Here is a 24215-nt window from a genome sequence, read left to right as displayed (position 1 = left end):
CTGTATGAACCGGGTAGACGCCGCCCGTGGCGGATGTCCATGGAGGCCGCTGAAGAGCAGCTCTTAGGGTGGTTGACATGCTCGGTTCCCTACTTCTCGCGGTATCGCGCAGCCCTCTCGCGCGCCGCGCCGTATCGGGTTTCCCGGTCACCCGGCATGTGGTGGACCGGTTCGTCGCGGGCGAGGACGCCGGGGACGCGCTGCGCGCCGTGCGCCGCCTCACCGACGCGCGCCTCACGGTCACCCTCGACCACCTCGGCGAGGAGACCAAGGACGCCAGGGCCGCCGCCGAGACGGTGAAGGCGTACGTCACGATGCTGGACACGCTACGCCCCCTCGGCCTCGGCGACCGCGCCGAAGTGTCGGTCAAGCTCTCGGCCGTCGGCCAGATGCTGGACGGCCGCATGGCCCTGGACCACGCCCGCGAGATCTGCGCCGCCGCGCGGGACGCCGCCACCACCGTGACCCTGGACATGGAGGATCACACCACGGTCGACTCCACGCTGTCGATCCTGCGCGCCCTGCGCGAGGACTACCCCTCCACCGGCGTGGCGATCCAGGCGTACCTGCACCGCAGCGAGCAGGACCTGCGGGAGCTGTCCCGGGAGGGCTCCCGGGTGCGGCTGGTCAAGGGCGCCTACCGCGAGCCCGCCTCCGTCGCCCACCAGAAGAAGGCCGAGGTGGACAGGGCGTACGTGCGGTGCCTGCGGGTCCTCATGGAGGGGAAGGGATACCCCATGGTGGCCACGCACGACGACCGGCTCATCTCGATCACCGAGCTGCTCGCCGACCGGGCCGGCAGGAGCCGCGACACCTTCGAGTACCAGATGCTCTACGGGATCAGGACCGACAAGCAGGAGGCGCTCGCCGCCGCCGGCTCCACCGTCCGCGTCTACGTGCCCTACGGCGACGACTGGTACGGCTACTTCATGCGCCGCCTGGCCGAGCGGCCCGCCAACGTCGCCTTCTTCCTGCGTTCACTCCGCTCCAAGTGAGGTCAGTCATGGATGCCGTCACCAACGTCCCCGTCCCGGCCAACGAGCCGGTCCACGGCTACGCCCCCGGCAGCGCCGAACGGGCGGCGCTGGAGGGCCGTGTCAAGGAGCTGTCCGGCACGGCGATCGACCTGACGATGACGATCGGCGGGGAGCGCCGCATGGCCGACGGCCCGGCCATCGAGGTCGTGCAGCCGCACAACCACGCCCACGTGCTCGGGCACACCGCCGACGCCTCGGCCGCCGACGTGCGCGCCGCCGTCGACGCCGCGCTGCGGGCCGCCCCCGCCTGGCGGGCGCTGCCGTTCGAGGAGCGGGCCGCGATCTTCCTGCGGGCCGCAGACCTGCTGGCGGGCCCGTGGCGGGCGACGCTCAACGCGGCCACGATCCTCGGCCAGTCCAAGACCGCGCAGCAGGCCGAGATCGACGCCGCCTGCGAGCTGATCGACTTCCTGCGGTTCAACGTGCACTTCGCGCGGCAGCTCCTCACCGAGCAGCCGAGCTCCTCGCCGGGCGTGTGGAACCGCATGGAGTACCGGCCGCTGGAAGGCTTCGTGCTGGCGATCACGCCGTTCAACTTCACCGCCATCGCCGGCAACCTGCCGACCTCCGCGGCGCTGATGGGCAACGTGGTCGTGTGGAAGCCGTCGCCGACGCAGCAGTTCGCCGCGCACTTCACGATGCGCCTGCTGGAGGAGGCCGGGCTGCCGCCGGGCGTCATCAACATGGTGACCGGCAACGGCGCCGGCGTCTCGGAGGCCGCGCTGACCCACCCGCGGCTGGCGGGCATCCACTTCACCGGGTCCACCGCGACCTTCCAGCACCTGTGGGCGACCGTCGGCGCCAACATCGCCGGCTACCGCGGCTACCCGCGCCTGGTCGGCGAGACCGGCGGCAAGGACTTCGTGCTCGCCCACCCCTCCGCCGACCCCGCCGCGCTCACCACGGCGCTGATCCGCGGCGCGTTCGAGTACCAGGGCCAGAAGTGCTCGGCCGCCTCCCGGGCGTACGTGCCGCGCTCGGTCTGGAACGGCATCCGCGACGACTTCGTGGCCACCGCCGAGTCCCTGACCGTGGGCGACGTCGCCGCCGACCTGTCGACGTTCATGGGCGCGGTCATCGACGCGCGCGCGTTCGCCAAGAACAAGGCGGCCATCGACCGGGCGAGGGCCACCGGCTCGGTGGAGGTGCTCACCGGCTCCTACGACGACTCCACCGGCTACTTCGTCAAGCCCACCGTGCTGGTCGGCGCCGACCCCGAGGACGAGGTGTTCGTCAAGGAGTACTTCGGGCCGATCCTCGCCGTGCACGTCTACGACGACGGCGACTACGACACCGTCCTCGACCAGCTGGAGGGCGTGTCGCCGTACGCGCTGACCGGCGCGGTCATCGCCCGCGACCGGTACGCGATCGCCGAGGCGACCGAGCGGCTGCGCTTCGCGGCCGGCAACTTCTACATCAACGACAAGCCCACCGGCGCCGTCGTCGGGCAGCAGCCGTTCGGCGGCGCCCGCGGCTCGGGCACCAACGACAAGGCCGGCTCGATCTTCAACCTGATCCGCTGGGTCAACGCCCGCGCCATCAAGGAGACGTTCGTGCCGCCGGTCGTCGCGCCGCCCTACCGGGGCGACATCCCCCAGACCGGCTGGCAGCAGCCCGGCCTGGAGGCGCTCGGCTTCACGGAGTGACATCCGGTTCCCGTGCGGCGCCTGTCGTGGACGCCCGGCTCCAATGGCGTGGCCGGGCGTCCTCGTCACCAGGGCCGGGCGTGCGGCGGTCCCGGCGGGGTCGCGGCTCCTGACAGAATCACCCGGGTACGGGTGACGACAGGGGGAGCGACATGAGCGCGGCCGCGCACACCACACTGGCGGAGGTCCTCGGCGGGTACGCGCCGGCGTCACAGAGCGAGACGGCCGAGCTGCGGCGGGTCCGCGCGCTGGCCTCCGGCGAGAACGCCTGGGACAGGTCCACGCCGCTGCACCTCACGGCGTCCGCCCTCATCGTCCACCCGCCGACCCGCCGCGTGCTGCTGCGCTGGCACCCGCGGCAGCGGGCGTGGCTGCAGGTGGGCGGGCACGCCGACCCGCACGAGGAGCTTCCGCTGGCGATCGCGCTGCGCGAGGGCGCCGAGGAGACCGGGCTCGCCGACCTCGCGCCCTGGCCGGACGCGGCGCTCGTCCACCTCGTCATCGTCCCGGTCGCCGCCGGGGCCGCCGAGCCCGCGCACGAGCACGCCGACCTGCGCTTCGTCCTCGCCACCGCCACGCCAGAGGCCGTACGGCCGGAGAACCCCGAGGCGCGGCTGCGGTGGGCGTCCGTCGCGGAGGCGCGTGAACTGACCACCGAGGACAACCTGCGCGAGACCCTGGCCCGCGTCGGCCGGCTTCTAGAGCGTCGTTCACCGTACGTCAACGCCGCCGACAACGCGTAAGGGTCGCAGGTCGAGGCCGCAGGAGGTCTGGGATCGACTGCCGGGTTGGTGCTCGTCTCTACCTGAGGCAGCAACCATGCCCTTTTCATGATGGTCGGCGTTAACTACGTTGTCATGATCGTCGGTAAGGCTACGGGTGACCACCCCAAGATCACACCTGGGAGATCCCGTGCAGCGTCTCGACCGACGATCATTCCTCGTCACCGGACTGGCCGCAGGAGCGATCGCCACAGTCCCCGCCGCCTCGGCCCTCGCCGAGCCCGACCCCGCCGCCGAGACCGCGCTGAGCCTCGCCTCCCGCGGGCTGCGCACCGACCCGTTCCAGCTCGGAGTGGCCTCCGGGGACCCCGACCACGACGGCTTCGTGATCTGGACGCGCCTCGCACCCCAGCCGCTCGCCGAGGACGGCGCCGGCGGCATGCCGTCCCGCCCCTTCACCGTCCTGTGGCAGGTGTACGCCGACGAGCGCCTGCGCCACGTCGTGCGCGCCGGCGTGGCGATCGCCTCGCCCGAGTGGGGGCACAGCGTCCACGTGGAGGTCGGCGGCCTGCAGCCCGGCCGCGAGTACTGGTACCGCTTCCGCCTCGGCTCCTACGTCTCCCCCGCCGGCCGTACCAGGACCGCGCCCCACCCGCTGACCCTCGGTGGGCCGCTGTCCATGGCGTTCGTGTCCTGCGCGCAGTACGAGCACGGCTACTTCACCTCCTACCGGCGCCTGGCCGAGGACCACCCCGACCTCGTGCTGCACCTCGGCGACTACCAGTACGAGTACACCAAGGACACCTACACGATCCCCGGCGGCAACGTCCGCGACCACGAGGGCCCCGAGACCGAGACGCTGGCCGGCTACCGGCAGCGGCACGCCCAGTACAAGGCCGACCTCGACCTGCAGGCCGCGCACGCCGCCGCCCCCTGGCTGGTCGTCTGGGACGACCACGAGCTCGACAACAACTGGGCCGACGAGGTGCCCGAGCGGCCCGACATCCCCCAGCCGAACTTCCTGGCCCGGCGCGAGGCCGCCTTCCGCGCCTACTACGAGAACATGCCGCTGCGCCGCACCTCGGTCCCGCGCGGCATCGACATGCAGCTCTACCGGCGGATCCGCTGGGGACGCCTGGCCACCTTCCACATGCTCGACACCCGCCAGTTCCGCGACGACCAGGCCTGCGGCGACGGCTTCCGCGACTGCCCGGCCGCCCTGGACCCCGCCCGCTCCATCACCGGGCCCGAGCAGGAGGCGTGGCTGATCGACGGATTCCGCCAGTCCCGCGCCCAGTGGGACATCCTCGGCCAGCAGGTCTTCTTCGGCCAGCGCGACAACAACGCCGGCCCCGCCAAGGTGACCAGCATGGACGCCTGGGACGGCTACGTCGCCTCCCGCCAGAGGATCACCCAGGGCTGGGTGGACGCCAAGGTCCGCAACGCCGTCGTCCTCACCGGCGACGTGCACGCGCACTGGGCCGGCGACCTCAAGCTCGACTACGACGACCCCGACGGCCGCGTGGTCGGCTCCGAGCTGGTCGCCACCTCGATCAGCACGGGCGGCGACGGCGCCGACTCCGACCCCGCCACCCAGCCCTTCCTCAAGATCAACCCGCACCTGAAGTTCTACAACAACCAGCGCGGCTACGTGCTCACCAAGGTCGAACGCGACCAGCTCACCGCCGACTTCCGCGTCGTCCCCCACGTCCAGACGCCCGGCGCCGCCGTCCACACCAAGGCCACCTTCGTCGTCGAGGACCGCGTCCCCGGCGTCCGCCAGACCTACCTCCGCCCGGCCGACCCGGCCCTCAGAACCACCGGCGCCCCCACCATCGAAGACACCGTGCGACTCGAAACCGACCGCCCGTAACCATCTCCTCCACTCCCCTGGCGACGACGCCCGGCTCCCACGCGAGGGACCGGGCGTCGGGCATCGGGCGTCCCGGCTGCCCTTACCGCGCGGCACGAAGGTCTCCAGGCTGCACGGCACGAAGGTCTCCGGCCTGCACGGCACGGAGAACTCCGGCCTGCGCAGCACGAAGGTCTCCGGACTGCACGGCACGAAGGTCTCCGGGCCGCGCGGCTCGCCGGCGCGCGGTTGTGGGTGGGATCGCGGCGCCCGGCCACGACGGCGCCGCACGGGTGGGCTCAACACACCTCAGCCGACACAAACCACCATCCACCCTGACCTCGCCCTGCAACCGCTTATCTAGGGACTCCCCAGAACGATCGAAGTGATCGAGCCCACCCGTGCGGCACCGTCGTGGCGAGCCGCCGTAAGCCCACCCCGACAGGTACGCAACCCCAGAACGAGCCGCAATGAACGACGCAGGAGGCACATCTGCGACCACCAACGCCGGCTCGCCGGCGCGCGGTTGTGGGTGGGATCACGGCGCCCGGCCACGACGGCGCCGCACGGGTGGGCTCAACACACCTCAGCCGACACAAACCACCATTCACCCTGCCCTCGCCGTGCAGCAGATCATCTGGACGACACCGCAGAACGATCGAAGTGACCTGGCCCACCCGTGCGGCACCGTCGTGGCGGGCCGTCGTGAGCCCACCCGGCAGGTACGCGAACGCCGAGCGAGCCGTAATGGAGAAGGCGCTGTTCGAGGTGGGATTCAGTCCCAGGACGGTTGGGGGGATTCGTGGACGGTTCCGTCGGGGTGGAAGATCAAGTAGCGGTCGAAGTCGGTGGCGAACCAGCGGTCGTGGGTGACGGCGAGGACCGTACCGGAGAAGCCCTCCAGGCCGCGCTGGAGGGCGTCGGCGCCGGCCAGGTCGAGGTTGTCGGTCGGTTCGTCGAGGAGGAGCAGGGTCGCGCCCTGGAGTTCGAGGAGCAGGATCTGCAGCCGGGCCTGCTGGCCGCCGGACAGTGTCTCGAAGCGCTGCCGGCCGGCGGGGGCCAGTTCGTAGCGGGCCAGGGCGGCCATGGCCTCGTTGAGCGTGAGGCCGTGCCGTTCGGTGATCAGGTCGGCGGGGGTGCGGCCGTGCAGGTCGGGGCGTAGGTGCGTCTGGGCGAAGTGCCCCGGGACGACCCGGGCTCCGAGCCGCACCACCCCCTCGTACCGCACCCCGCGCTGAGGCCGCGCCGCCCCCTCAGACCCCACCGCGTGCTGAGGCCGCGCCGCCCCCTCAGACCCCACCGCGCGCTGATGCCGCGTCGCCCCCTCGTACCGCACCGCGCGCTGATACGGCGCCGCCTCCTCGGACCGCACGGTTCCGTCCAGTGCCGGCGTGGCCGGTGTCGTGGTGCCTTCGAGGGACGCCTCGGTGAGGAGGCGGAGGAAGTGGGACTTGCCCGAGCCGTTGGCGCCGAGGACGGCGACGCGTTCGCCGTACCAGATCTCGGTGTCGAAAGGGCGGGTAAGGCCCGTGATGGTCAGCCCTTCGCAGATGACCGCCCGTTTGCCGGTGCGCCCGCCGCGCAGGCGCATGCGCACGTTCTGCTCCCTGGGGGCCTGTTCGGGCGGACCCGCCTGCTCGAAGCGCTCCAGCCGTGTGCGTGCCGCGCGGTAGGCCGACGAGAGGGCGTCGTTGTTGGCGGCGGTCTGGCGGAGGGTCTGGACGAGGCGGGCGAGCTTGGCGCGCTCCTCGTCCCAGCGGCGGCGGCGCTCATCAAGGCGGGCGACGCGGTCGCGCCGGGCCTGGGCGTAGGTGGCGAAGCCGCCGCCGTGGACCCACGCGCCACGGGATTCGACGGTGACGATGCGGTCGGCGGCGGTGGCCAGGAGTTGCCGGTCGTGCGAGACGAGCAGCACGGTCTTGGCGGTCGCGCGCAGCGCCTCCTCCAGCCGGCGCTTGGCCGGGACGTCCAGGTAGTTGTCCGGTTCGTCGAGCAGGAGCACCTCGTCGGGGCCGCGCAGCAGCGCCTCCAGCACGAGCCGCTTCTGCTCGCCGCCCGACAAGGTGACCACCGGCCGCTCCCTGATCGCGTCGTACGGCAGCCCCATGGCCTCGGTCGCGCAGGTGTCCCACACGACCTCCATGGCGTACCCGCCGGCGTCGCCGTATTCGGCCAGCGCGTGGGCGTAGGCGAGTTGCGCGGGTTCGTCGTCGCACGCCGCCAGCGCCGCCTCCGCCGCGCGCAGGGCGGCGGAGGCGCCGCGCAGCCGTTCGGGCGCGACCGACAGGAGCAGGTCGTGGACGGTGCGGCCGTCGCGGACGGCCCCGATGAACTGCCGCATGACGCCGAGCCCGCCGGACCGCGCCACCCGGCCCGTGGCGGGGGTGAGGTCGCCGGCGATCAGGCCGAGGAGGGTGGTCTTGCCCGCGCCGTTGGGGCCGACCAGCCCGGCGGTGACGCCCTCGCCGACGCGGAAGGACACCTCGTGGAGCAGGAGCCGCCCGTCGGGCAGCACGTAGGTGAGGCCGTCCACCTCCACATGTCCCATGACCGCCCGCCTTCACTCCCGACTGGACCGACGTTCTGGTACCGGATCGTTGGTCCGGTACCGGAACGTCATACTAGACTGTGCGTCCATGAACGCGAACACGACGGGCTCGGACACGGCGGGCAACGTGTGGCTGCGCCCGGCGAGGGCGCGGCGCGCGGCGGCCCCGCTGAGCCCCGAGCGCATCGCCGCCGAGGCCGTCGCGCTGCTGGACGAGGAGGGCATCGGCGGGCTGACCATGCGGCGGCTGGCCGAGCGCCTCGGCACCGGCTCGACGACGTTGTACTGGCACGTCAAGACCAAGGACGACGTCCTTGACCTGGCGCTGGACACCATCTTCGCCGCGGTCCCGCTCCCCGCGACGGAACCCGAGCGGCCCGGCTCGGACGGCGGCGCGCCGCCCCCGGCGGCCAGGGACACGAGCTGGCGGGACCGGATCACCGTCCTGATCAACGGCTGGCGGGCCGTCCTGCTGGCGCATCCGTGGTCGACGGCCGCGCTGGGCCGTCCGCTCCTCGGGCCGAACGTCCTGGGCAGGACCGAGTTCCTGCACGCCACCCTGGCCGGGGCGGGCTTTCGCGAGCCCCATCTCACCGCGGCGGCCTACGGGCTGTTCAACTACGTCATCGGCTCCACGGTGATGCAGGTCATCGCGCAGGCGGGCGACGAGGCGCGCACCCGCGAGGCGACCGCGCGCCACCTGCGCGAGAACGCGGACCGCTACCCGACCCTCGCCGCGACCGACCCCACGGCCGCCGACTGGGACTCCACCTTCGCCCTGGGACTCGGCTACCTTCTCGACGGCATGACGGCGCACGGCCCCCGCGGCTGACGGCCCGGCGGGTGAAACGGCGCGGCGGTCAGATCGCGATGTCGCTCGCCGCGATCACCCGTCCCGGGCGGACGCGCACCACCACCTCGCCCGGTGCGCCGTTGCGGCGGCCGTACTCCTCGGCCAGGTCCGGCCCCATGTAGCGGCCGCCGAGGACGGTGGCCCACTTCCTGAGCTCGTCCAGGTCGTCCGACAGCGTGGCCGTGCCCTCGATCATGACGAACGCGTACGGCGGGCGCTCGTCGTCGACGCAGATCGACACCCGGGGGTCGCGGCGCATGCTGCGGGCCTTCTGGCCGCTCCGGGCGGTGGTGAACACGAAGTCGTCGCCGTCGAAGGTGAACCAGACGGGGGTGACGTGCGGGCGGCCGTCCGCGCGCGTGACCCCGATCTTGCCGGTGCGCGTGCCTTCCCGCACGAACCGGCGCCACTCGTCGTCACTCATCCGTTTCATGAGGTCACGCTACGGCACCGCCACCGGCGCCCCACCCGGCGGGGGGCGGGCGTCAGTGGCCGCGGAACGCCTCCTCCAGCCACCACGCGCCCCGCTCGCGGGTCACCCGGGCGTGGACGAGCAGCGGCCGGTCGCGCGGCCCGTCCAGCCATTCCGTCACCGCGGCGAGGTCGCCCGGCTCCCGTACGGTGACCGCCGCGCACCCGTAGCCGCGCCCGATCGAGGCGAAGTCCACGGGCGGGAACCGCACCTGGTCCAGGGGATGGCCGTCCGGCCCGAAGTGGTGGACCTCCGCGCCGTACGCCTCGTCGTCGTAGATCACGATCACCATGGGCAGCCCGAGCCGGACGACGGTCTCCAGCTCCGAGGCTCCCATGAGCGCGCCGCCGTCGCCGAGGGCCGCCACGGGCAGGCGGTCCGGCCGGGCGACGGCCGCGCCGATCGCCGTGGCGAGGCCGAGGCCGACGGACTGGAACGCCTGGGTGAAGCAGAGGCCGTTCTCGTCGGGGACGGACAGGAACATGGACGGGTAGCCCATGAAGTTCCCCGAGTCGACGCCGATGATCCGCTCGGCGGGCAGCAGGCCGTCCAGCGCGATCGTCAGCGTCCTCGGGTCGATACGGCCCGCGGCCGACTCGTCGGCGTAGGGGACGTCGCGCCAGGAGACCTCGCGGGCGATCCGCTCCGCCAGCGCGGGCGTGCGCCTGCCGTGTCCGGCGGGGGGACGCTTCTCGCCCTCGACCAGGGCGGTCACGGCGCGGGCGGTGGCGGCGGCGTCGCCGACCACGCCGATGTCGATGGGCAGGTGCGCGCCGAGCGCCCCCGGCTCCAGGTCGACCTGGGCGATCATGGCGGACGGGCCGACGAGCCTGCCGTGGCGCATGGTCCACATGTTGAGCGCGCAGCCCCACCCCACGATCAGGTCGGACTCGCGGATCAGCGCGGCGGTGAGCGGCGAGGCGAACCCGCCGCTCACGTCCAGGTTCCAGGGGCTGCCCGCGAACAGGCCGCGGGCGACCGCCGAGGTGGCCAGCAGGGCGCCCGTGCGGTCGGCGAGCGCCTCCAGCTCGCGCCGGGCGTGCCGCGCCCCGCGCCCGGCGACGAAGACGGGGCGCCGGGCGGCGGCCAGGGCGCCGGCGAGCTCGGCGGCCCGCTGCGGCGAGGGGTCCGGGAAGACGCGCTCGGTCGGGGCGGGGACGGCGAGCATGTCCTCGGCGAGCGTCAGCCGCTGCACGGCCAGGGGCAGGTTGAGCACGACCGTGCGGCGCTCGTCCACGGCCAGGCGGAAGGCCCGCACGGTCTCGGCGACGGCGGTCTCCGCGGAGGTAACGCGCAGGGGCACGGCGCCGACGGCCTCGGCCAGCCGGAACTGGTCGATGTGGAAGTTGGACCTCGGTTCCATGGCCTCGCCGGCGAGCACGATCAGCGGCGTGCGGCTCTTGGCGGCCTCGGCGATGCCGGTGGTCGCGCCGGTCAGCCCCGGCCCCTGGTGGACGCTGAGCACGCCGACCGTGCCGCTGACGCGGGCGTAGGCGTCGGCCATGGTGGCCGCGCCGCCCTCGTGGCGCGCGGCGACGAACCGCACGCCGTGCTCGGCCAGGGCGTAGGTGACGTGGAAGTTGCCGCTGCCGACCACGCCGAACGCCGCCGTCACGCCGAGCCGTGCCAGCACGGCGCCGACGGCCCGCGCGACGATCATCGCTCGACGAGCGCGAGGACGCGGACGGGGCTGCCCGAGCCGCCCACGATCGGGAGCGGCGGGGCCAGCACGACGGCGCCGGTGACGGGCAGCCGGTCCAGGTTGCGCAGCTGCGTGAGGCCGTACTTGCCGGCGCCGAGCAGGAACGAGTGGCAGGGGAACGCCGGGTCGAAGGAGTGGGCGGCCCCGGCGTCGGTGCCGACGGTCTCCACGCCGATGCCGACGATCGGCGTCTCCTCGGCCAGCCACCTGGCGCATTCGACGGAGATGCCCGGGGTGTGCGGGCCGGTCTCGTCGGCGTTGAGGAAGCCCTCCTGGTCGTTGGCGCGCGCGTCCCAGCCGGTGCGGTAGAGGAGCCAGCCGCCCTCGGGCAGCGGCCCGTTGGCCTTCTCCCATTCCTGGACGTGCTCGATCCGCAGGAGGAAGTCGGGGTCGGCGGCCGCGTGGGCGGCGAAGTCGAGCACCACGGCGGGCGCGATCAGGCGGGCGGGCGGGACCGCGGCGACGTCCTCGCCGTCCCGGCCGGTCACCCAGTGGACGGGGGCGTCGAAGTGGGTGCCGGTGTGCTCGCCGGTGGTGATGTCGTTCCAGTACCAGGCGGGGCCGCGGTCGTCGTAGCGGCTGATCTCGGTGAGCCGGAAGGGGACGGTGTTCCCGAACGGCTCGGGCAACCGCAGGACCGGCGTCGAGGAACTCAGCGGCGCCGTGAGGTCGACCACCTCGATGGCCCCGTTCCTGATGCTCTCGACGAGACTGCTCAACACCGACATCTGCCGCACCTCACGTTCTCGGGTCGTTCGGCCTCGATCCTCCCGCGCCCACCGGGCGGTCCGCCACCACCCGGGCGTACCGAACGGCACTTCACCGCGAGGAGTCGAACTTGCCAACACCCTCCTGGCAGGAGAGATTGGCCGGGGGACCGCCGACCGCCGGAGGACCAGATCATGAAAAAGCTGATCAACGACCCGGGCGACGTGGTGACCGAGGCGCTCGCCGGGATGGCCCTGGCCCACCCCGATCTGCGGGTGGACGCCGCGAACAGGATCGTCTACCGGCGCGCGGCGCCCGTCCGGGGCAAGGTGGGGCTGGTGTCCGGCGGCGGATCCGGCCACGAACCCCTGCACGGCGGCTTCGTCGGGCACGGCATGCTCGACGCCGCCTGCCCCGGCGAGGTCTTCACCTCGCCGGTCCCCGACCAGGTGGTCGAGGCCACCAAGGGCGTGGACGGCGGCGCGGGCGTGCTGCACATCGTCAAGAACTACACCGGCGACGTGCTGAACTTCCAGATGGCCGCGGAGCTGTGCGCCGAGGAGGGCGTGCGGGTGGCGTCGGTGCTGGTGGACGACGACGTCGCCGTCACCGACTCCCTCCACACCGCCGGGCGCAGGGGCACCGGCGCGACCGTGTTCGCCGAGAAGATCGCCGGAGCCCTGGCCGAGGCGGGCGCGCCGCTGGCCGAGGTCGCCAAGGCGGGCGAGGAGGTCGTCGCGCGCAGCAGGTCCTTCGGCGTGGCCCTCACCCCCTGCACGGTCCCCGCCGCGGGACGGCCGACGTTCGAGCTCGGGCCCGGCGAGGTCGAGCTCGGCATCGGCATCCACGGCGAGCCGGGCCGTGCCAGGGCCGCCGCCGCGCCGGCGCGCGAGCTGGCCCGCGTCGCCATGAACGCCGTCCACGCCGACATGCCGCTGTCCGGCGACGTCCTGGTGATGGTCAACGGCATGGGCGGCACCCCGCTGGCCGAGCTGTACATCGTGTTCGCCGAGGTCGCCGCCTTCCTGCGCGAGAAGGGCGCCACACCGGCCCGGTCCCTGGTCGGCGACTACGTCACCAGCCTGGACATGCAGGGCTTCTCGGTCACCGTCTGCCGGCTGACCGGCGACCTCACCGCCCTGTGGGACGCCCCCGTGGCCACCCCCGCCCTCCGATGGGGCCGCTGACCATGGACGACGGCTTCTTCGCCCGGGGCCGCTGACCATGGACACCGGCTTCTTCGTCGCCTGGATCGAGGCGGCGGCGCGGGCCGTCGCCGCCGGGCGGGAGCGTCTGACCGAGCTGGACGCGGCGATCGGCGACGCCGACCACGGGGTCAACCTGGACCGCGGCTTCACCGCCGTGCGCGAGGCCCTCGCCGCCGATCCGCCCGCCACGCCGGGACGGGCGCTCACCCTCACGGGCACGACGCTGATCCGCAAGGTCGGCGGCGCGTCCGGCCCCCTGTACGGCACCGTGTTCCGGCAGATGGGCGCCGTTCTCGGGTCCGACGCAGAGACCACCCCGGACGCGCTCGCCGACGCCCTGGCGGCCGCCGTGGCCGCCGTGGAGCGGCTCGGCGGCGCCCGTGAAGGCGACAAGACCATGATCGACGCCTTGGCGCCCGCCTCCCGGGCGCTCTCCGACGCCGTGCGCGCCGGGTCCGCGTTCGAGGAGGCGCTGGACGCGGCCGTGGCCGCCGCGCAGGAGGGCGCCCGCGCGGCGATCCCGCTCCGGGCGCGCAAGGGCCGCGCCAGCTACCTCGGCGAACGCAGCGCCGGCCACGAGGACCCCGGCGCCGCGTCCTCCGTCCTCATCGTCACCGCCCTGCGCGCGGCGGCGTCCTGCGGCTCACGGTGAGCCGGTGAGCCGGCGGCGGCGCGCCGCCGTGGCGAGCAGGTCGAGCGCGGCCAGGGTGTCGGGGAATCCGACGCAGGCGTCGGTGATGCTCACCCCGTACCGCAGGGGCGCCTCCTGACGGCCCTCCTCCAGGAAGGACTCGATCATGACGCCGGCGACGCCGCGTCCACCGCCGGCGACCTGCGCCGCGATGTCGGCGACCACGTGCGGCTGCCTGCGGTGGTCCTTGCCGCTGTTGCCGTGGGAGGCGTCGATGACGACGCGGCCGGGCAGGTCCGCCTCGCCGAGCCGCCGCAGCGCCCCGGCCACCGACTCCCGGTCGTAGTTCGGTCCCGAGGCTCCGCCGCGCAGCACCAGGTGGGCGTGGGGGTTGCCCGCGCCGCGCAGCACGCCCGGCGTCCCCTCCTCCGTCACCCCCGGGAAGACGTGGGGCGCCCGGGCCGCGCGGATCGCCTCCACCGCCGTGGTGAGGTCGCCGTCGACCGCGTTCTTGCATCCCACCGGCAACGGCAGCCAGGAGGCGAGCTGCCGGTGCGGCTGGCTGGTGACCGTGCGGGCGCCGAGGGCGCCGTAGGTGACGAGGTCGGCGAAGTAGGGGGCCAGGAAGGGGTCCACGAACTCCGCGGCGAGCGGCAGCCCGAGCGCGGCCACGTCCCTGAGGAAGCGCCGTCCGACGCGCAGGCCGGTGGGGAGGTCGTCGCTGCCGTCGAGCGCGGGGTCGTGGACCAGCCCTTTCCAGCCGAGCACCGTGCGCGGCTTCTCCAGGTACCCCCGCATGACGACGAGCAGGTCACGGTCGTGGCCGGCGGCCGCGTCGGCCAGGCGGCGCGCGTAGTCGAGCCCGGCGACCGGGTCGTGGATCGAGCAGGGCCCGACGATGACGAGCAGGCGGTCGTCGGCGCCGTCCAGGATCCGCCCGGCAGCCGCGCGGTGCGCCAGGACCCGGTCCGCCGCGGCCGGGGGCAGCGGGATCTCGGCGCCGAGCCGCCCCGGGGCCGGCAGGGCCACGGTCCGCGGGAGGGTGGCCCGCCGCGTGGGGCGGTCGATGCGGGTGTCGAGGTCTTGCAGCATGTCGGCGAGTCTCCTGACGTGGGTGCCTAGACGGAACTTCGGCCGGTCGCCGGGACGGTCGCCGCCGGGGTGGGCGCGGGGGGCCGCGGGCGCCGCCGGGACACCGCGACGCCGAGGAGGCACAGGGCGCCGCCCGCCAGGGCGAGCGGGGTGGGAACCTCGTCCAGCAGCGCCCAGGACAGCAGCACCACCAGCACGGGCACCACGTAGGTGGTGGCGCCGAGCCTCCCGGCCGTCATGCGCGTCAGCGCGTAGGCCCACGTCCAGAACGCCACGGCGGTGGGGAGCAGGCCGAGGTAGACCATCGCCAGGGTGGCCCCGCCCGGCGCGGCGCGCACGTCGGAGACGAGCTGCCCGGCGAACGGCAGGCAGGCCGCCGCGCCGAGCGCGCAGCCGAACGTGGTCACCTGGAGGGCCGAGGCGTGGGCGAGCGCCCGCTTCTGCCCGACGACCCCGATGGCGTACCCCACGGCCGCGACCAGGCAGAGCAGCACGCCCCACAGGGAGCTCTCCCCTCCCCCGCCGGCCAGCCCGACCACCGCCGACCCGGCGAAGGCGATGGCGAGCCCGGCCAGGAGCGGCCGGGGGAAGCCCTCGTTCAGCAGCCGCCCGCCGAGCAGCGCGACCAGGATGGGGCCGATGCCGACGATCAGCGCGGCCGTGCCCGCGTCGGCGTGCCGCTCGCCCCAGTTCAGGGCCACGGTGTAGACGCCGAACCAGAAGAGGCCGACGGCGACGATGCCGGGCCAGGCGGCGCGCGGCGGCAGCCCCTCGCCGCGCACCACGAGCAGGGCCGCGAGCGCGACGGCGCCGATCACCAGCCTGCCGAGCGCGAGCGAGCCGGGGTGCAGGTCGGCCCCGGCGTACCGGATCGCGACGAAGGCCGAGGACCACAGCACCATGGTGACGCCGACCGCCAGCGCGGCCTTCACATCGATCACGCGGTCCGAGGCCGCGGTTCCTGTCATGGACGAAGCCCTTCCTTTCCTGCCATCAGCCGCAACTTGCGGCGCAGCAGCTTGCCGGTGGGATTGCGCGGCAGCTCCGGGACGAAGACGACGTCCTCCGGCGCCTTGTACCAGGTCAGCCTGGCCCGCGCGGTGTCGAGCAGCTCGGCGCGCAGGCGTTCGGGGTCGCCCGCGCCCTCGGCCGGGACGACGAAGGCGCGCAGGCCCGACACGCCCGCGCCGCGCCGCACCGAGCACACCGCCGCCTCCCGGACGCCCGGATGCTCCAGGAGGAGATCTTCGATCTCGGACGGGTGCACGTTGGCGCCGCCCACGATCTCGATGTCGTCGAGCCGGCCGTGCACGCGGACGAAGCCGTCGCCGTCCACGGTGGCCGCGTCCCCGGTGGTGTACCACTCGTCGGGGGTGAGGCGCGCCGGGGCGTCGCCGCCGCGCGCGACGCCGGGGCCGATCGTCGGCCCGGCGACCTGGAGGCTTCCCTCGGTGCCCGCGGGGACCTCCCGCCCGTCGTCGTCGACGACCCTCACCCGGTAGGGCGGCAGCACCCTGCCCAGGGTGTGCTCCCGCACCACGCCGGGGCCGTTCGCCAGCATCGCGTGGCCGATCTCGGTGGTCCCGAACACGTTCAGCAGCCGCTCGCCGAGTATGCCGCGCAGCCGCCGTTCCAGCGCCTCCGGCAACACCTCCCCGGCGACGACGGCCGTCCGCAGGGTGCCGAGCACGTCGTGGCCGGGGTGGCCGAGCAGCCGGGCGTAGAAGCTCGGCTGGCCGTAGAAGACGGTGACGCCGTGCTCCTTGATGACGGTGACCGCGTCGTCCTCGGTGGCCCTCGGCGGGGACAGGATCGTGGTGGCGCCGCGGAGCAGCGGGAGGAACAGCGAGTTGCCGAGGCCGTAGGCGAAGTACAGGCGCGACACCGAGAAGCAGACGTCGCCGGGGCCCACGCCGACCGCGGTGCCGATGGCGAGGTCGAAGACCTCCGGGTCGCCGTGGGTGTGGAAGCACAGCCGCGGGTCGCCGGTGGTCCCGGAGGTGAACACGGCGAACGCCGGCGTGTCCGGGGAGCACGCGGCGTACGGCGGCGCCGAGCCGGCCCGCGCGGGGTCCGCGTCCAGGTCGTCCGGGGTGAGGACGACGGGCGGCGCGAAGTGGCCGGCGAGCTCGGGGGTGGCCACGGCGGCGTGCGGTTCGGCGATCTCCCCGGCGCGCCGCAGCTCGTCGGGATGCAGCAGCGAGTTGACCGGGACGGCGACCGCGCCGACGCGCAGCGCCCCGAGGAAGGCCCACACGAAGTCCACGCCGTCGGGCAGGGCGATCAGGATGCGCGAGCCGCGCCCGAGCCCGCGGGCCGCGTACGCCGCCGCGGCCCGCGCGGCGCCCTCGTAGACGTCCGCGTGCCGGAAGACGCGGCCCTGGACGATGTAGGCGGGCCGGTCCAGCCGGCCGCCGTCCCGTGCCGCCTCCTCCAGGCGTTCGACGAGGTTGGCGCTCGGGCCGGTGGGCCGCTCAGGGGTGGGGTGGCCCGCGGGCCGCTCGGGGAGGGGGCGAAGGGTCGCCGGCCGCGCCGTCATCGGCAGATCCCTTCGATCTCCACCAGCAGGTCGCGGCGGCACACGTCGACGTTCAGGTAGGCGACCTCGGCGTGGCCCGCGAAGGCCTCGGCGCATCGGGCGCGCACGGCGGGCAGGTGCTCGGCGTCGCGGACGTAGACCTTGACGTGGTCGAGGTCGGTGAGCCGGAATCCGTGCTCGACGCCGTACCGGCGCAGGTTCTCCGCCCCGATCAGCGCCTCGATGTTGGCCAGCGTGACCTCGCACTGCCCGGCGATGTCGCCGTGGCGCACGGTGTCGTCGCCGACGATGCTGGCGGTCCCGGAGACGTAGAGGGTGTCCGGGTCGCCGCCGGTCCCCCTGAGGTAGGTGGCCCGGGCGAAGCTCGGCGACTTGGGCCCGTACCGGTCGGGGTAGTTGTAGGCGGGGGTCTGCCGGGGGTTCTCCAGGTGCTGGGGCACGCCGTCGCGGGAGGCGAGGAAGTACAGGTCGATGCCGGGGCTCAGGGTGCCGATGCCGGTGGCGGCGGGCATCGGGCCGATCCGGTCCGACCACTCCTCGAACGCCTTGGCACGGCCCACGCAGAAGTCCTGGTAGATCTCCATGTCGTCGGCGTTGCCGCCGGTGATCGAGCCGACGAGGTTCCACATGCGGAACGGCCGGGTGTAGCCCAGCCCGGCGATCAGCGCGAAGGCCTCGTGGTACGCCTCGTGGACCGCGTCCCGGTAGACGTCCCTGGCCGGGACGCGCGTGGCGCAGAAGATGTGCTCGCCGTCCTCGGCGTAGAGCAGGTCTCCCCTGGCGCCGGCGCGCACGGGCCGGTCGGTGACCCAGACCTCGGTGAAGGGGTCGGTGCCGGGGCCGGCCATGTGGACGGACAGCAGGGGGGTGCCCTGGTCGAGCGCGGATGCGCTGCCGTGCCCGTAGTGGACGCGCCCGAGCACGTTCCCCGCGGCGTGGCCGACGCCGGAGGAAAGGGACTTGTCGAAGAAGCACCGCAGGCCACGATCGGAGGCATGGAGTGATTGACGCACGGCATTCCTTTTCTCTGGATCCGGGAATGGACGAGCGCGGGACGGGGGTGCGTCCTTCGCGCCGGATTTCGGGAATGCTCGCCTTCCACAGGGGGCCGCGATGGCCGGGTCACGGCGTGGCCGCCCGTGCGGGCGCAAGACGAGAAAAGGCGGGAATGGCGGTCGAGGGGGTGTCGAGGGGGGTCACACGGCGGAATGGTCTGTGCGCGGCGAATGGGGTGTCACCGGTGAGAAACGCCCGCACTCAGGGCAATCGACCACTCCTTGTCGTGAGGGGGTGCCGGGAGGAGCGCGGCCGGACTTAACGCGATGCGCGAATAACATGTAATACAGGTAGGTAATGTATGTCAAACCCCAAGTTGCCGACCCCTATGGGGCGAGTCTGACCTGCGCGGATTTTCCGGACGCCTTTCATAGCCGATGAGGACATCCGGAAAACGCGTACGTGACCCTGGAAAGCGGACGATCGCCGTCGGGCGGAGACACCTATGGCACGGCGAAATCGGCCACCACCTCCGGTGCCGGACCGGATGGATCAACGGCTCGGGTACAGGGGCGGCACGTAGGTCATGAATTTATAACCTGTCCGGAAACAAGAAGTTACAGTCATCGAGCTTCTGAAAGTCGAACCATCGCCGCCCGCCCGGCGGACAGGGGTGGCACCCGCCCGCCGGACTCGGGTGGCACGACGGAACGGGGTCCGCGCCCTTCGCCGGCGCGCGGCCGCCTCGCGTGCCCGGTACCAGGCACAAGGTTCGGCCGGAGATCACGGGGTATTGTCGGCGCGACCTCGAAGACGAGGCCGGCAGGTCCGGAGCGAAACAGCGGGAGACCCTCCGCCGATGAGCACCCCTCAGCGTCTGGTTGGAATCGTCCTGGTCTCGCACAGTGACACGCTCGCGTCCTCGGCCGCGGCCCTCGCCGTGCAGATCGCCGGGCCCGACGTGCGCGTGGCCCCGGCGGGCGGCACGGAGGACGGCGGCCTCGGCACCAGCCCCGACAAGGTCGCCGCGGCCATCGAAGCGGTCGACCAGGGGGCCGGCGTGGTGCTGATCCCCGACCTCGGCAGCTCGGTGCTCACCGCCCGCCTGCTCGAATCGCCCGGCCGGGTCGCCATCGCCGACGTCCCCTTCGTCGAGGGCGCGATCGCCGCCGCCGTCCAGGCCGGGATCGGCGGCACCCTCCAGGACGTCCTGGCCGCCGCCGAGGACGCCCGCGTCTACCGCAAGCTCTGACGAGCCGCCCCGGCCTCGTTCTCCCGTGTCGGCGGCGTGAAGACTGGGCAGGCCACCCGTAGGCGTTCGACCTGCGACGACGGGGGGCCGCGTGTCCATGGCTGACGATGGCGACGCGTTCGACGTGATCGTGATAGGCGCGGGCCCGGTCGGGGAGATCACCGCCAAGCGGGCCGTGCGGGACGGCCTGACGGCGGCCGTCGTCGAGGAGCGCCTGGCCGGCGGCGAGTGCGCCTACTACGCGTGCATCCCGAGCAAGGCCCTGCTGCGGCCGGTGGAGCTGGCCGCCGAGGTGCGCAGGCTGCCGGGCGTGGAGCTGCGCGGCCCGATCGACGCGGCGGCGGTGCTGGCCCGCAGGGACGAGGTCGTGTCACACCTCGACGACGCCGGCCAGGTGCGCTGGATCGAGGACGTGCCGGCGACGTTCCTCCGGGGCCGGGGACGCCTGGCGGGGCCGCTGCGCGTCGAGGTGACCGGGCCGGACGGGGACGTCAGGACGCTCCGGGCCCGGCACGCGGTCGTCGTCGCCACCGGCAGTGACCCCCGCGTCCCCGGCGTTCCCGGGCTGCGCGAGGCGCGGCCGTGGACCAACCGGGAGGCCACGGTCGCCGAGCAGGTGCCGAAGCGGCTGGTCGTGATCGGCGGCGGCGCCGTCGGCTGCGAGATGGCGCAGGCCCTGTACGCGCTCGGGGCGCTGGAGACGACGATGCTCGTGCGCGGCGACCGCCTGCTGAGCCGGTTCGAGCCGTTCGCCGGGGAGCTTCTCGCGGACTCGCTGCGGCGGGACGGCCTGGACGTGCGGTTCGGCCGCTCCGCCGTCCGCGTCGAACGCCCCTTCCCCGACGGCCCGGTGACCGTCCACCTCGACGACGGCGGGCGGATCGAGGCCGACGAGATCCTCGTGGCGACCGGGCGCCGGCCCGCCGTCGCCGACCTCGGCCTGGAGACGGTGGGCGTGCCGGCGGACGGTCCGATCGAGGTGGACGCGACCATGCGGGCGACCGCCGTCCCGGACGGCTGGCTCTACGCCGCCGGGGACGTCAACGGGCTGAACCTACTCACCCATATGGGCAAATATCAGGCCCGGGTGTGCGGGGACGCGATCGCCGCCCGCGCCCGGGACCTGCCCGGCGACCCGGCGCGCGACACCGCCGACCACGCGGGCGCCCCGCAGGTCATCTTCACCGACCCGCAGGTCTGCGCGGTGGGTCTCACCGAGTCGCAGGCGCGCGAGGCCGGCCTGCCGGTGCGGGTCGTGGAGGACGACCTCGCCACGGTGGCGGCCGCGCGCCTCCAGGCCGCCGACTACCGTGGCCGGGTGAAGATCGTCGTCGACGAGGAGCGCCGCGTCCTTCTCGGCGCCACCATCGTGGGCCCCGCCGTCCTGGACCACCTCCACGCCGCCACGGTCGCGGTCGCCGCGGAGGTCCCCCTGGACCGTCTCTGGCAGGCCGTCCCGGTGTTCCCGACGATGAGCGAGTTCTGGCTGCACCTGCTGGAGGCGTACGGCCTGTGAGCCGCGACCGGAGGTGAGCCCGCGGGGGCCTCGAGCCGTACGGCCGTGAAGCGTGCGACATCACGGGAGAGGAGCCTCACGGCATAGGGGAGGAAGCGGTCGGCCATGCGCAGGGCCGGGTCCGTGCACAACTCGGCGAGGAGGAGTGCGGCGAGGCCAAAGGCGTTCAGGCGTTCGATCGCTTCCTCCCTCCGAGCATAACCCCTGGTCACCCGGCCCAGCGTGGCACGATCGACGGCCCGCGCGGGACGTCGCCGGTGGGCCCGTCAGACGTCCGAGGGCGCGGGCGTGGCGAGGATGGCGGCGAGCAGGCCGGGGAAGCGCCCCTCCAGGTCGTCACGGCGCAGGCTCACGTAGCGCTGTCGGCCCGCCGGGACGTTGCGGATCACCCCCGCCTCGCGGAGCGTCTTGAGGTGGTGGGAGAGGGTCGATTTGGGGATCTCGCCCTCGATGGGCTGGCAGGCGGCCACTTCGAGTGGCCCCTCGGCGAGCCGCCGCACCAGCGCGAGCCGCGCGGGGTCGCTCAGGGCGAAGAGCACGTCGGTCACCACCAGGTCGGCGGCTTCGGGGTGCGCCAGTTCCCGCGTCGAGGACACCATGGTTCGATAATAGTTGAACAGTGCGCCCGGGCGGGCGTAGCCTCTAACCGTTCGAAAATTCTGGAACGATTGGGGGCTTCTATGAGGACCAGACGGAACGAGCGCGCACCGGGGGCCAGGCCCGTGCCGCGAATGTCACGGCGCGCGGGGTTCTGGACGCTCGGGGGCACGTTACTGGCGTTCATGGCCGCGTCCAGCGCGCCGTCGCCGCTCTACGTCGTGTACCAGGCGCGATGGGCCTTCTCCTCCGGCACGCTGACCGCCGTCTTCGCCGTCTACGCCCTCGCCCTGCTGGTCGCGCTGCTCACGGTCGGAGGGCTCTCCGACTTCGTGGGACGCCGCCCGGTGCTGCTGGCCGCCCTGATCGGCGAGATCGTGGCCATGGTGACCTTCCTGACGGCGGACGGGGTCGGGCAGCTTCTGGCGGCGCGCGTCCTGCAGGGGCTCGCGACCGGCGCGGCCACCGGCACCATCAGCGCGGGACTCGTGGACCTGCAGCCCTCCCCCGGCTCGCGGCTCGGCCCGCTGGTGAACACCGCGGCGCCGACCACCGGCCTCGCCATCGGCGCCCTCGGCACGGGACTGCTCGCCCAGTACGCGCCCGCGCCGACCACGCTCGTGTTCGCCCTGCTCACGGCCGTCTTCGTGCTGATCACCGCCGCGATCGCCCTGCTCCCGGACACGGTCACGCCGCGCCCGGGCGCCCTGGCCTCGCTGCGCCCCCGCGCGCGGGTCCCCCGGCAGGCACGGGGCGCGTTCCTCGGGGCCGTCCCGTGCCTGATCGCCACCTGGGCCCTGGGCGGGCTGTACCTGTCGCTCGGGCCCTCGCTCGTGGTCGGCGTCCTGCACGTCCCCGGCCGTCTGGTCGGCGGGCTCCTGGTGACCGTGATCACGGGCGCGGGGGCCGTCGCCTCGGTGCTGGCCCGCGACCTCGCGCCGCGGCGGGTCATGATCGGCGGCTCGGCGGCCCTGGCGGCCGGCACGATCATCACCCTGACCGGCCTGGCCCTGACGTCGCCGCCGCTGTTCTTCGCCGGCGCCGCCGTCGCGGGCTCCGGTTTCGGCGCCTCGTTCCTCGGCACCCTGCGCTCACTCGCCGCCCTCGCGGCCCCCCGCGAGCGCGCGGAGCTGTTCGCCGCCGTCTATGTGGTCAGCTACCTCGCCTTCAGCCTCCCCGCCGTCCTCGCGGGCGAACTCGTCCCCGTCCTCGGACTCGCCACGACGGCCACCGCGTACAGCGTCTTGATCATCGTCCTGGCCCTCGTCGCCGTGGCCGCCGGCCCCCTCCTGAAGCGCCCTCTCCCCACTGCCGACCAATCCCTGCCCCAGGCCGCCCCCGCCACCGAACCCGTCTGAAACACCCTTCCGACCGCCCGCCGAATCGCGTTCGACGCAGCGGGTAGGGCCCCTGAGGAGGAAGGGCGCGAAGGCGGAGCCCAGCGACGACGTCGGCCACGGGCGAGGTGAGAGCCATGTGGGGGAACCGATCAGGAACCGAGCCGAGAACGGCGCGCAGCCCGCTCGGCCTGCGCGCCATCCTCTCCGGCGTGACCCTGCCCCTGGCGATGGCCGTCGGCGTCGCCTTCATCGTGGCGGGGAACAGCACCGGCGCCGGCATCTGGTACGCCGAGGCCGCCGTGGCCTTCGCCGTCGCCCTCATCGCCGCCACAGACCTCATGGTGATCCGCCACAGAGCCCGCCGGCGTTCTCACCAGGACCAACCCCCGCCTCCTTGACCCCACCCACCCATTCGACCGCCCAGGCCGGACTGAAAGGGGCTTGGGGCGTCGTTGGGAAGTGCCGTGCCCGGAGGTGGGCTTCGGTGAGGGAAATGTGGCAAGTATGCTGATTCGGCGAATGATCATCGGGCGAGGTGAGGAGTCGTCATGACGGAGGGACCTGCGGTCGTGGAGGTCACCTCGGAGGCCGAGTTGCGGGCGCTGCTCGGCGCGCCGATTCCCCGGGCCCTGGCGAAGGAGCGGGTGGCGCTGCACGCGCGGGACCGCGAGTGGCTGGCGGCGTCCCCGTTCTGCCTGGTGGCGACCTCCGGAGCGGACGGCGCGTGCGACGTCTCCCCCAAGGGCGACCCTCCCGGCTTCACCCACGTGATCGACGACACCACGATCGCGATCCCGGACCGCCCGGGGAACCGGCGGGTGGACGGGTTCCTGAACATCCTGGCCAACCCGCACGTCGGCCTGCTCTACGTGGTCCCCGGGCGCAACGAGACGCTGCGCGTCAACGGCCGCGCCCGGCTGGTGCGCGAGGCGCCGTACTTCGACGAGATGATCGTCAAGGGCCATCGCCCCGCGCTCGCGCTGGTCGTGGAGATCGAGCAGATCTTCTTCCACTGCGGCAAGTCGTTCATGCGCTCGTCGCTGTGGAAGCCGGAGACCTGGAACCCCGACGCCCTGCCGTCGCACGCCACCATCGTCAAGAGCGTGCAGCAGACCGAGGAGACCCTCGAAGAGCTGGAGAAGTACTACGGCGCACAGTACGCCACCCGCCTCTACAGCTCCTGAGCCCGGACGCGCCCGCCGATCACTTGTGCCGGAAGTACACGAACAGCCGGCCGTGGTTCTTGGCGTCCTTGTCGATGCGGTGGTACAGGGCCTTGATCTCCTTCTGGTCCAGGAAGCGCAGGACCTTCTTCTTGAGCTGGCCCGAGCCCTTGCCGGGGATGATCTCGACCTCGGTGGCCTTCTTCCGGATCGCCTCCTGGATGATGCCGTGCAGCGCGCGGTCGATCTCGGCGCCCCTGTTGTAGATGTCGTGGAGATCGAGCTTCAGCTTCACGATCGTGATTCTACGTACGTCTCCGGCGTTGGAACGTTCTTTCAAC

General features: G+C 73.4%; 22 protein-coding genes. 12 read left to right on the top strand and 10 right to left on the bottom strand.

Translation table 11 applies throughout. From position 1 onward, the window contains the following. Positions 1-77: 77 nt before the first annotated feature. The 4 genes from BJ981_RS25880 (at position 78) to BJ981_RS25865 (ending at position 5278) form a co-directional block, all read left to right on the top strand. Positions 78-995: a proline dehydrogenase family protein gene (locus tag BJ981_RS25880; protein ID WP_184614588.1), complete on the top strand. Its 918-nt coding sequence runs from the start codon at positions 78-80 to the stop codon at positions 993-995. An 8-nt stretch (positions 996-1003) separates the two neighbouring features. Further along, positions 1004-2683, top strand: a complete 1680-nt coding sequence (pruA, locus tag BJ981_RS25875; protein WP_184614586.1) for an L-glutamate gamma-semialdehyde dehydrogenase — start codon at positions 1004-1006, stop codon at positions 2681-2683. A 152-nt stretch (positions 2684-2835) separates the two neighbouring features. Continuing rightward, positions 2836-3426: an NUDIX hydrolase gene (locus tag BJ981_RS25870; RefSeq protein WP_184614584.1), complete on the top strand. Its 591-nt coding sequence runs from the start codon at positions 2836-2838 to the stop codon at positions 3424-3426. Positions 3427-3595: 169 nt separating this feature from the next. Continuing rightward, positions 3596-5278, top strand: coding sequence for an alkaline phosphatase D family protein (locus tag BJ981_RS25865; RefSeq protein ID WP_184614582.1), 1683 nt, complete (start codon positions 3596-3598; stop codon positions 5276-5278). Between the two features lie 754 nt (positions 5279-6032). Here BJ981_RS25865 and BJ981_RS25860 read toward each other — a convergent pair. Beyond that, entirely contained in the window at positions 6033-7805 is a 1773-nt protein-coding gene (locus BJ981_RS25860) for an ATP-binding cassette domain-containing protein (protein ID WP_184614580.1), read from the bottom strand. Positions 7806-7893: 88 nt separating this feature from the next. Between BJ981_RS25860 and BJ981_RS25855 the strand changes: the two genes are divergently transcribed. After that, positions 7894-8637, top strand: a complete 744-nt coding sequence (locus tag BJ981_RS25855) for a TetR/AcrR family transcriptional regulator (RefSeq protein ID WP_184614578.1) — start codon at positions 7894-7896, stop codon at positions 8635-8637. A 28-nt stretch (positions 8638-8665) separates the two neighbouring features. On the opposite strand, the gene BJ981_RS25850 is transcribed toward BJ981_RS25855, so the two are convergent. Genes BJ981_RS25850 through BJ981_RS25840 form a run of 3 tightly spaced genes read right to left on the bottom strand, consistent with a single transcriptional unit; the run spans position 8666 to position 11560 of the window. Beyond that, complete coding sequence (locus BJ981_RS25850) at positions 8666-9091, bottom strand: PPOX class F420-dependent oxidoreductase (RefSeq protein ID WP_184614576.1); 426 nt, start codon at positions 9089-9091, stop codon at positions 8666-8668. 52 nt (positions 9092-9143) lie between these two features. After that, complete coding sequence (locus BJ981_RS25845; RefSeq protein WP_184614574.1) at positions 9144-10790, bottom strand: thiamine pyrophosphate-binding protein; 1647 nt, start codon at positions 10788-10790, stop codon at positions 9144-9146. Continuing rightward, entirely contained in the window at positions 10787-11560 is a 774-nt protein-coding gene (locus BJ981_RS25840; RefSeq protein ID WP_184614573.1) for a cyclase family protein, read from the bottom strand. The genes BJ981_RS25845 and BJ981_RS25840 overlap by 4 nt, the downstream gene beginning before the upstream one ends. A gap of 174 nt (positions 11561-11734) precedes the next feature. On the opposite strand from BJ981_RS25840, the gene dhaK reads away from it, so the two are divergent. After that, a complete protein-coding gene (dhaK, locus tag BJ981_RS25835) occupies positions 11735-12727 on the top strand; it encodes a dihydroxyacetone kinase subunit DhaK (RefSeq protein ID WP_184614572.1) in 993 nt (330 codons plus the stop codon). 37 nt (positions 12728-12764) lie between these two features. Beyond that, positions 12765-13400 (top strand): dihydroxyacetone kinase subunit DhaL, encoded by a 636-nt coding sequence (gene dhaL, locus BJ981_RS25830; RefSeq protein WP_184614571.1) that lies wholly within the window; start codon positions 12765-12767, stop codon positions 13398-13400. Here dhaL and BJ981_RS25825 read toward each other — a convergent pair. From BJ981_RS25825 to BJ981_RS25810, 4 genes are read right to left on the bottom strand one after another with little or no spacing between them, the layout of a single operon-like run. After that, a complete protein-coding gene (locus BJ981_RS25825; protein WP_184614570.1) occupies positions 13392-14471 on the bottom strand; it encodes a 3-deoxy-7-phosphoheptulonate synthase in 1080 nt (359 codons plus the stop codon). The two genes, dhaL and BJ981_RS25825, sit on opposite strands and share 9 nt — an antisense overlap. Positions 14472-14497: 26 nt before the next feature. Further along, positions 14498-15439 carry a DMT family transporter gene (locus tag BJ981_RS25820; protein ID WP_184614569.1) on the bottom strand — a complete coding sequence of 314 codons (942 nt, stop codon included), beginning with the start codon at positions 15437-15439 and terminating at the stop codon, positions 14498-14500. Then, the gene (locus BJ981_RS25815; RefSeq protein ID WP_184614568.1) at positions 15436-17010 is read right to left on the bottom strand and encodes an AMP-binding protein; all 1575 of its coding nucleotides are present in this window, start codon (positions 17008-17010) and stop codon (positions 15436-15438) included. The genes BJ981_RS25820 and BJ981_RS25815 overlap by 4 nt, the downstream gene beginning before the upstream one ends. Then, a complete protein-coding gene (locus BJ981_RS25810; protein ID WP_184614567.1) occupies positions 17007-18023 on the bottom strand; it encodes an FkbO/Hyg5 family chorismatase in 1017 nt (338 codons plus the stop codon). The genes BJ981_RS25815 and BJ981_RS25810 overlap by 4 nt, the downstream gene beginning before the upstream one ends. An 842-nt stretch (positions 18024-18865) precedes the next feature. Between BJ981_RS25810 and dhaM the strand changes: the two genes are divergently transcribed. Together dhaM and BJ981_RS25800 are read left to right on the top strand one after the other, a co-directional pair. Then, positions 18866-19258, top strand: coding sequence for a dihydroxyacetone kinase phosphoryl donor subunit DhaM (dhaM, locus tag BJ981_RS25805; protein ID WP_184614566.1), 393 nt, complete (start codon positions 18866-18868; stop codon positions 19256-19258). 97 nt (positions 19259-19355) lie between these two features. Further along, positions 19356-20774 carry a dihydrolipoyl dehydrogenase family protein gene (locus BJ981_RS25800; RefSeq protein WP_184614564.1) on the top strand — a complete coding sequence of 473 codons (1419 nt, stop codon included), beginning with the start codon at positions 19356-19358 and terminating at the stop codon, positions 20772-20774. A 266-nt stretch (positions 20775-21040) separates the two neighbouring features. On the opposite strand, the gene BJ981_RS25795 is transcribed toward BJ981_RS25800, so the two are convergent. Next, positions 21041-21373 (bottom strand): ArsR/SmtB family transcription factor, encoded by a 333-nt coding sequence (locus tag BJ981_RS25795; RefSeq protein ID WP_184614562.1) that lies wholly within the window; start codon positions 21371-21373, stop codon positions 21041-21043. A gap of 132 nt (positions 21374-21505) precedes the next feature. Between BJ981_RS25795 and BJ981_RS25790 the strand changes: the two genes are divergently transcribed. The 3 genes from BJ981_RS25790 to BJ981_RS25780 all read left to right on the top strand — a co-directional run bounded on the left by BJ981_RS25790 (position 21506) and on the right by BJ981_RS25780 (position 23895). Beyond that, positions 21506-22729 carry an MFS transporter gene (locus tag BJ981_RS25790; RefSeq protein ID WP_204070615.1) on the top strand — a complete coding sequence of 408 codons (1224 nt, stop codon included), beginning with the start codon at positions 21506-21508 and terminating at the stop codon, positions 22727-22729. Between the two features lie 116 nt (positions 22730-22845). Beyond that, positions 22846-23109 (top strand): DUF6343 family protein, encoded by a 264-nt coding sequence (locus BJ981_RS25785; protein WP_184614558.1) that lies wholly within the window; start codon positions 22846-22848, stop codon positions 23107-23109. Positions 23110-23259: 150 nt separating this feature from the next. Then, positions 23260-23895, top strand: coding sequence for a pyridoxamine 5'-phosphate oxidase family protein (locus BJ981_RS25780; RefSeq protein WP_184614556.1), 636 nt, complete (start codon positions 23260-23262; stop codon positions 23893-23895). 19 nt (positions 23896-23914) lie between these two features. Here BJ981_RS25780 and BJ981_RS25775 read toward each other — a convergent pair whose 3' ends face one another. Beyond that, positions 23915-24169, bottom strand: coding sequence for a Smr/MutS family protein (locus BJ981_RS25775; RefSeq protein WP_184614554.1), 255 nt, complete (start codon positions 24167-24169; stop codon positions 23915-23917). Between the last annotated feature and the right edge of the window lie 46 nt (positions 24170-24215).

The organism is Sphaerisporangium krabiense (assembly GCF_014200435.1).
Classification (GTDB): Bacteria; Actinomycetota; Actinomycetes; order Streptosporangiales; family Streptosporangiaceae; genus Sphaerisporangium; species Sphaerisporangium krabiense.
This window is presented reverse-complemented; position numbering and strand designations above follow the sequence as displayed.

Bases quoted from the DNA above. Each gene is read 5' to 3' on its own strand.
- BJ981_RS25860 (WP_184614580.1), bottom strand. From the start codon at position 7,805: ATGGGACATGTGGAGGTGGACGGCCTCACCTACGTGCTGCCCGACGGG.
- BJ981_RS25880 (WP_184614588.1), top strand. From the start codon at position 78: ATGCTCGGTTCCCTACTTCTCGCGGTATCGCGCAGCCCTCTCGCGCGC.
- dhaL (WP_184614571.1), top strand. From the start codon at position 12,765: ATGGACACCGGCTTCTTCGTCGCCTGGATCGAGGCGGCGGCGCGGGCC.
- BJ981_RS25790 (WP_204070615.1), top strand. From the start codon at position 21,506: ATGTCACGGCGCGCGGGGTTCTGGACGCTCGGGGGCACGTTACTGGCG.
- BJ981_RS25855 (WP_184614578.1), top strand. From the start codon at position 7,894: ATGAACGCGAACACGACGGGCTCGGACACGGCGGGCAACGTGTGGCTG.
- BJ981_RS25850 (WP_184614576.1), bottom strand. From the start codon at position 9,091: ATGAAACGGATGAGTGACGACGAGTGGCGCCGGTTCGTGCGGGAAGGC.
- BJ981_RS25800 (WP_184614564.1), top strand. From the start codon at position 19,356: ATGGCTGACGATGGCGACGCGTTCGACGTGATCGTGATAGGCGCGGGC.
- dhaM (WP_184614566.1), top strand. From the start codon at position 18,866: ATGAGCACCCCTCAGCGTCTGGTTGGAATCGTCCTGGTCTCGCACAGT.
- BJ981_RS25840 (WP_184614573.1), bottom strand. From the start codon at position 11,560: ATGTCGGTGTTGAGCAGTCTCGTCGAGAGCATCAGGAACGGGGCCATC.
- BJ981_RS25785 (WP_184614558.1), top strand. From the start codon at position 22,846: ATGTGGGGGAACCGATCAGGAACCGAGCCGAGAACGGCGCGCAGCCCG.
- BJ981_RS25845 (WP_184614574.1), bottom strand. From the start codon at position 10,790: ATGATCGTCGCGCGGGCCGTCGGCGCCGTGCTGGCACGGCTCGGCGTG.
- BJ981_RS25815 (WP_184614568.1), bottom strand. From the start codon at position 17,010: ATGACGGCGCGGCCGGCGACCCTTCGCCCCCTCCCCGAGCGGCCCGCG.
- BJ981_RS25780 (WP_184614556.1), top strand. From the start codon at position 23,260: ATGACGGAGGGACCTGCGGTCGTGGAGGTCACCTCGGAGGCCGAGTTG.
- BJ981_RS25820 (WP_184614569.1), bottom strand. From the start codon at position 15,439: ATGACAGGAACCGCGGCCTCGGACCGCGTGATCGATGTGAAGGCCGCG.
- pruA (WP_184614586.1), top strand. From the start codon at position 1,004: ATGGATGCCGTCACCAACGTCCCCGTCCCGGCCAACGAGCCGGTCCAC.
- BJ981_RS25825 (WP_184614570.1), bottom strand. From the start codon at position 14,471: ATGCTGCAAGACCTCGACACCCGCATCGACCGCCCCACGCGGCGGGCC.
- BJ981_RS25795 (WP_184614562.1), bottom strand. From the start codon at position 21,373: ATGGTGTCCTCGACGCGGGAACTGGCGCACCCCGAAGCCGCCGACCTG.
- BJ981_RS25870 (WP_184614584.1), top strand. From the start codon at position 2,836: ATGAGCGCGGCCGCGCACACCACACTGGCGGAGGTCCTCGGCGGGTAC.
- dhaK (WP_184614572.1), top strand. From the start codon at position 11,735: ATGAAAAAGCTGATCAACGACCCGGGCGACGTGGTGACCGAGGCGCTC.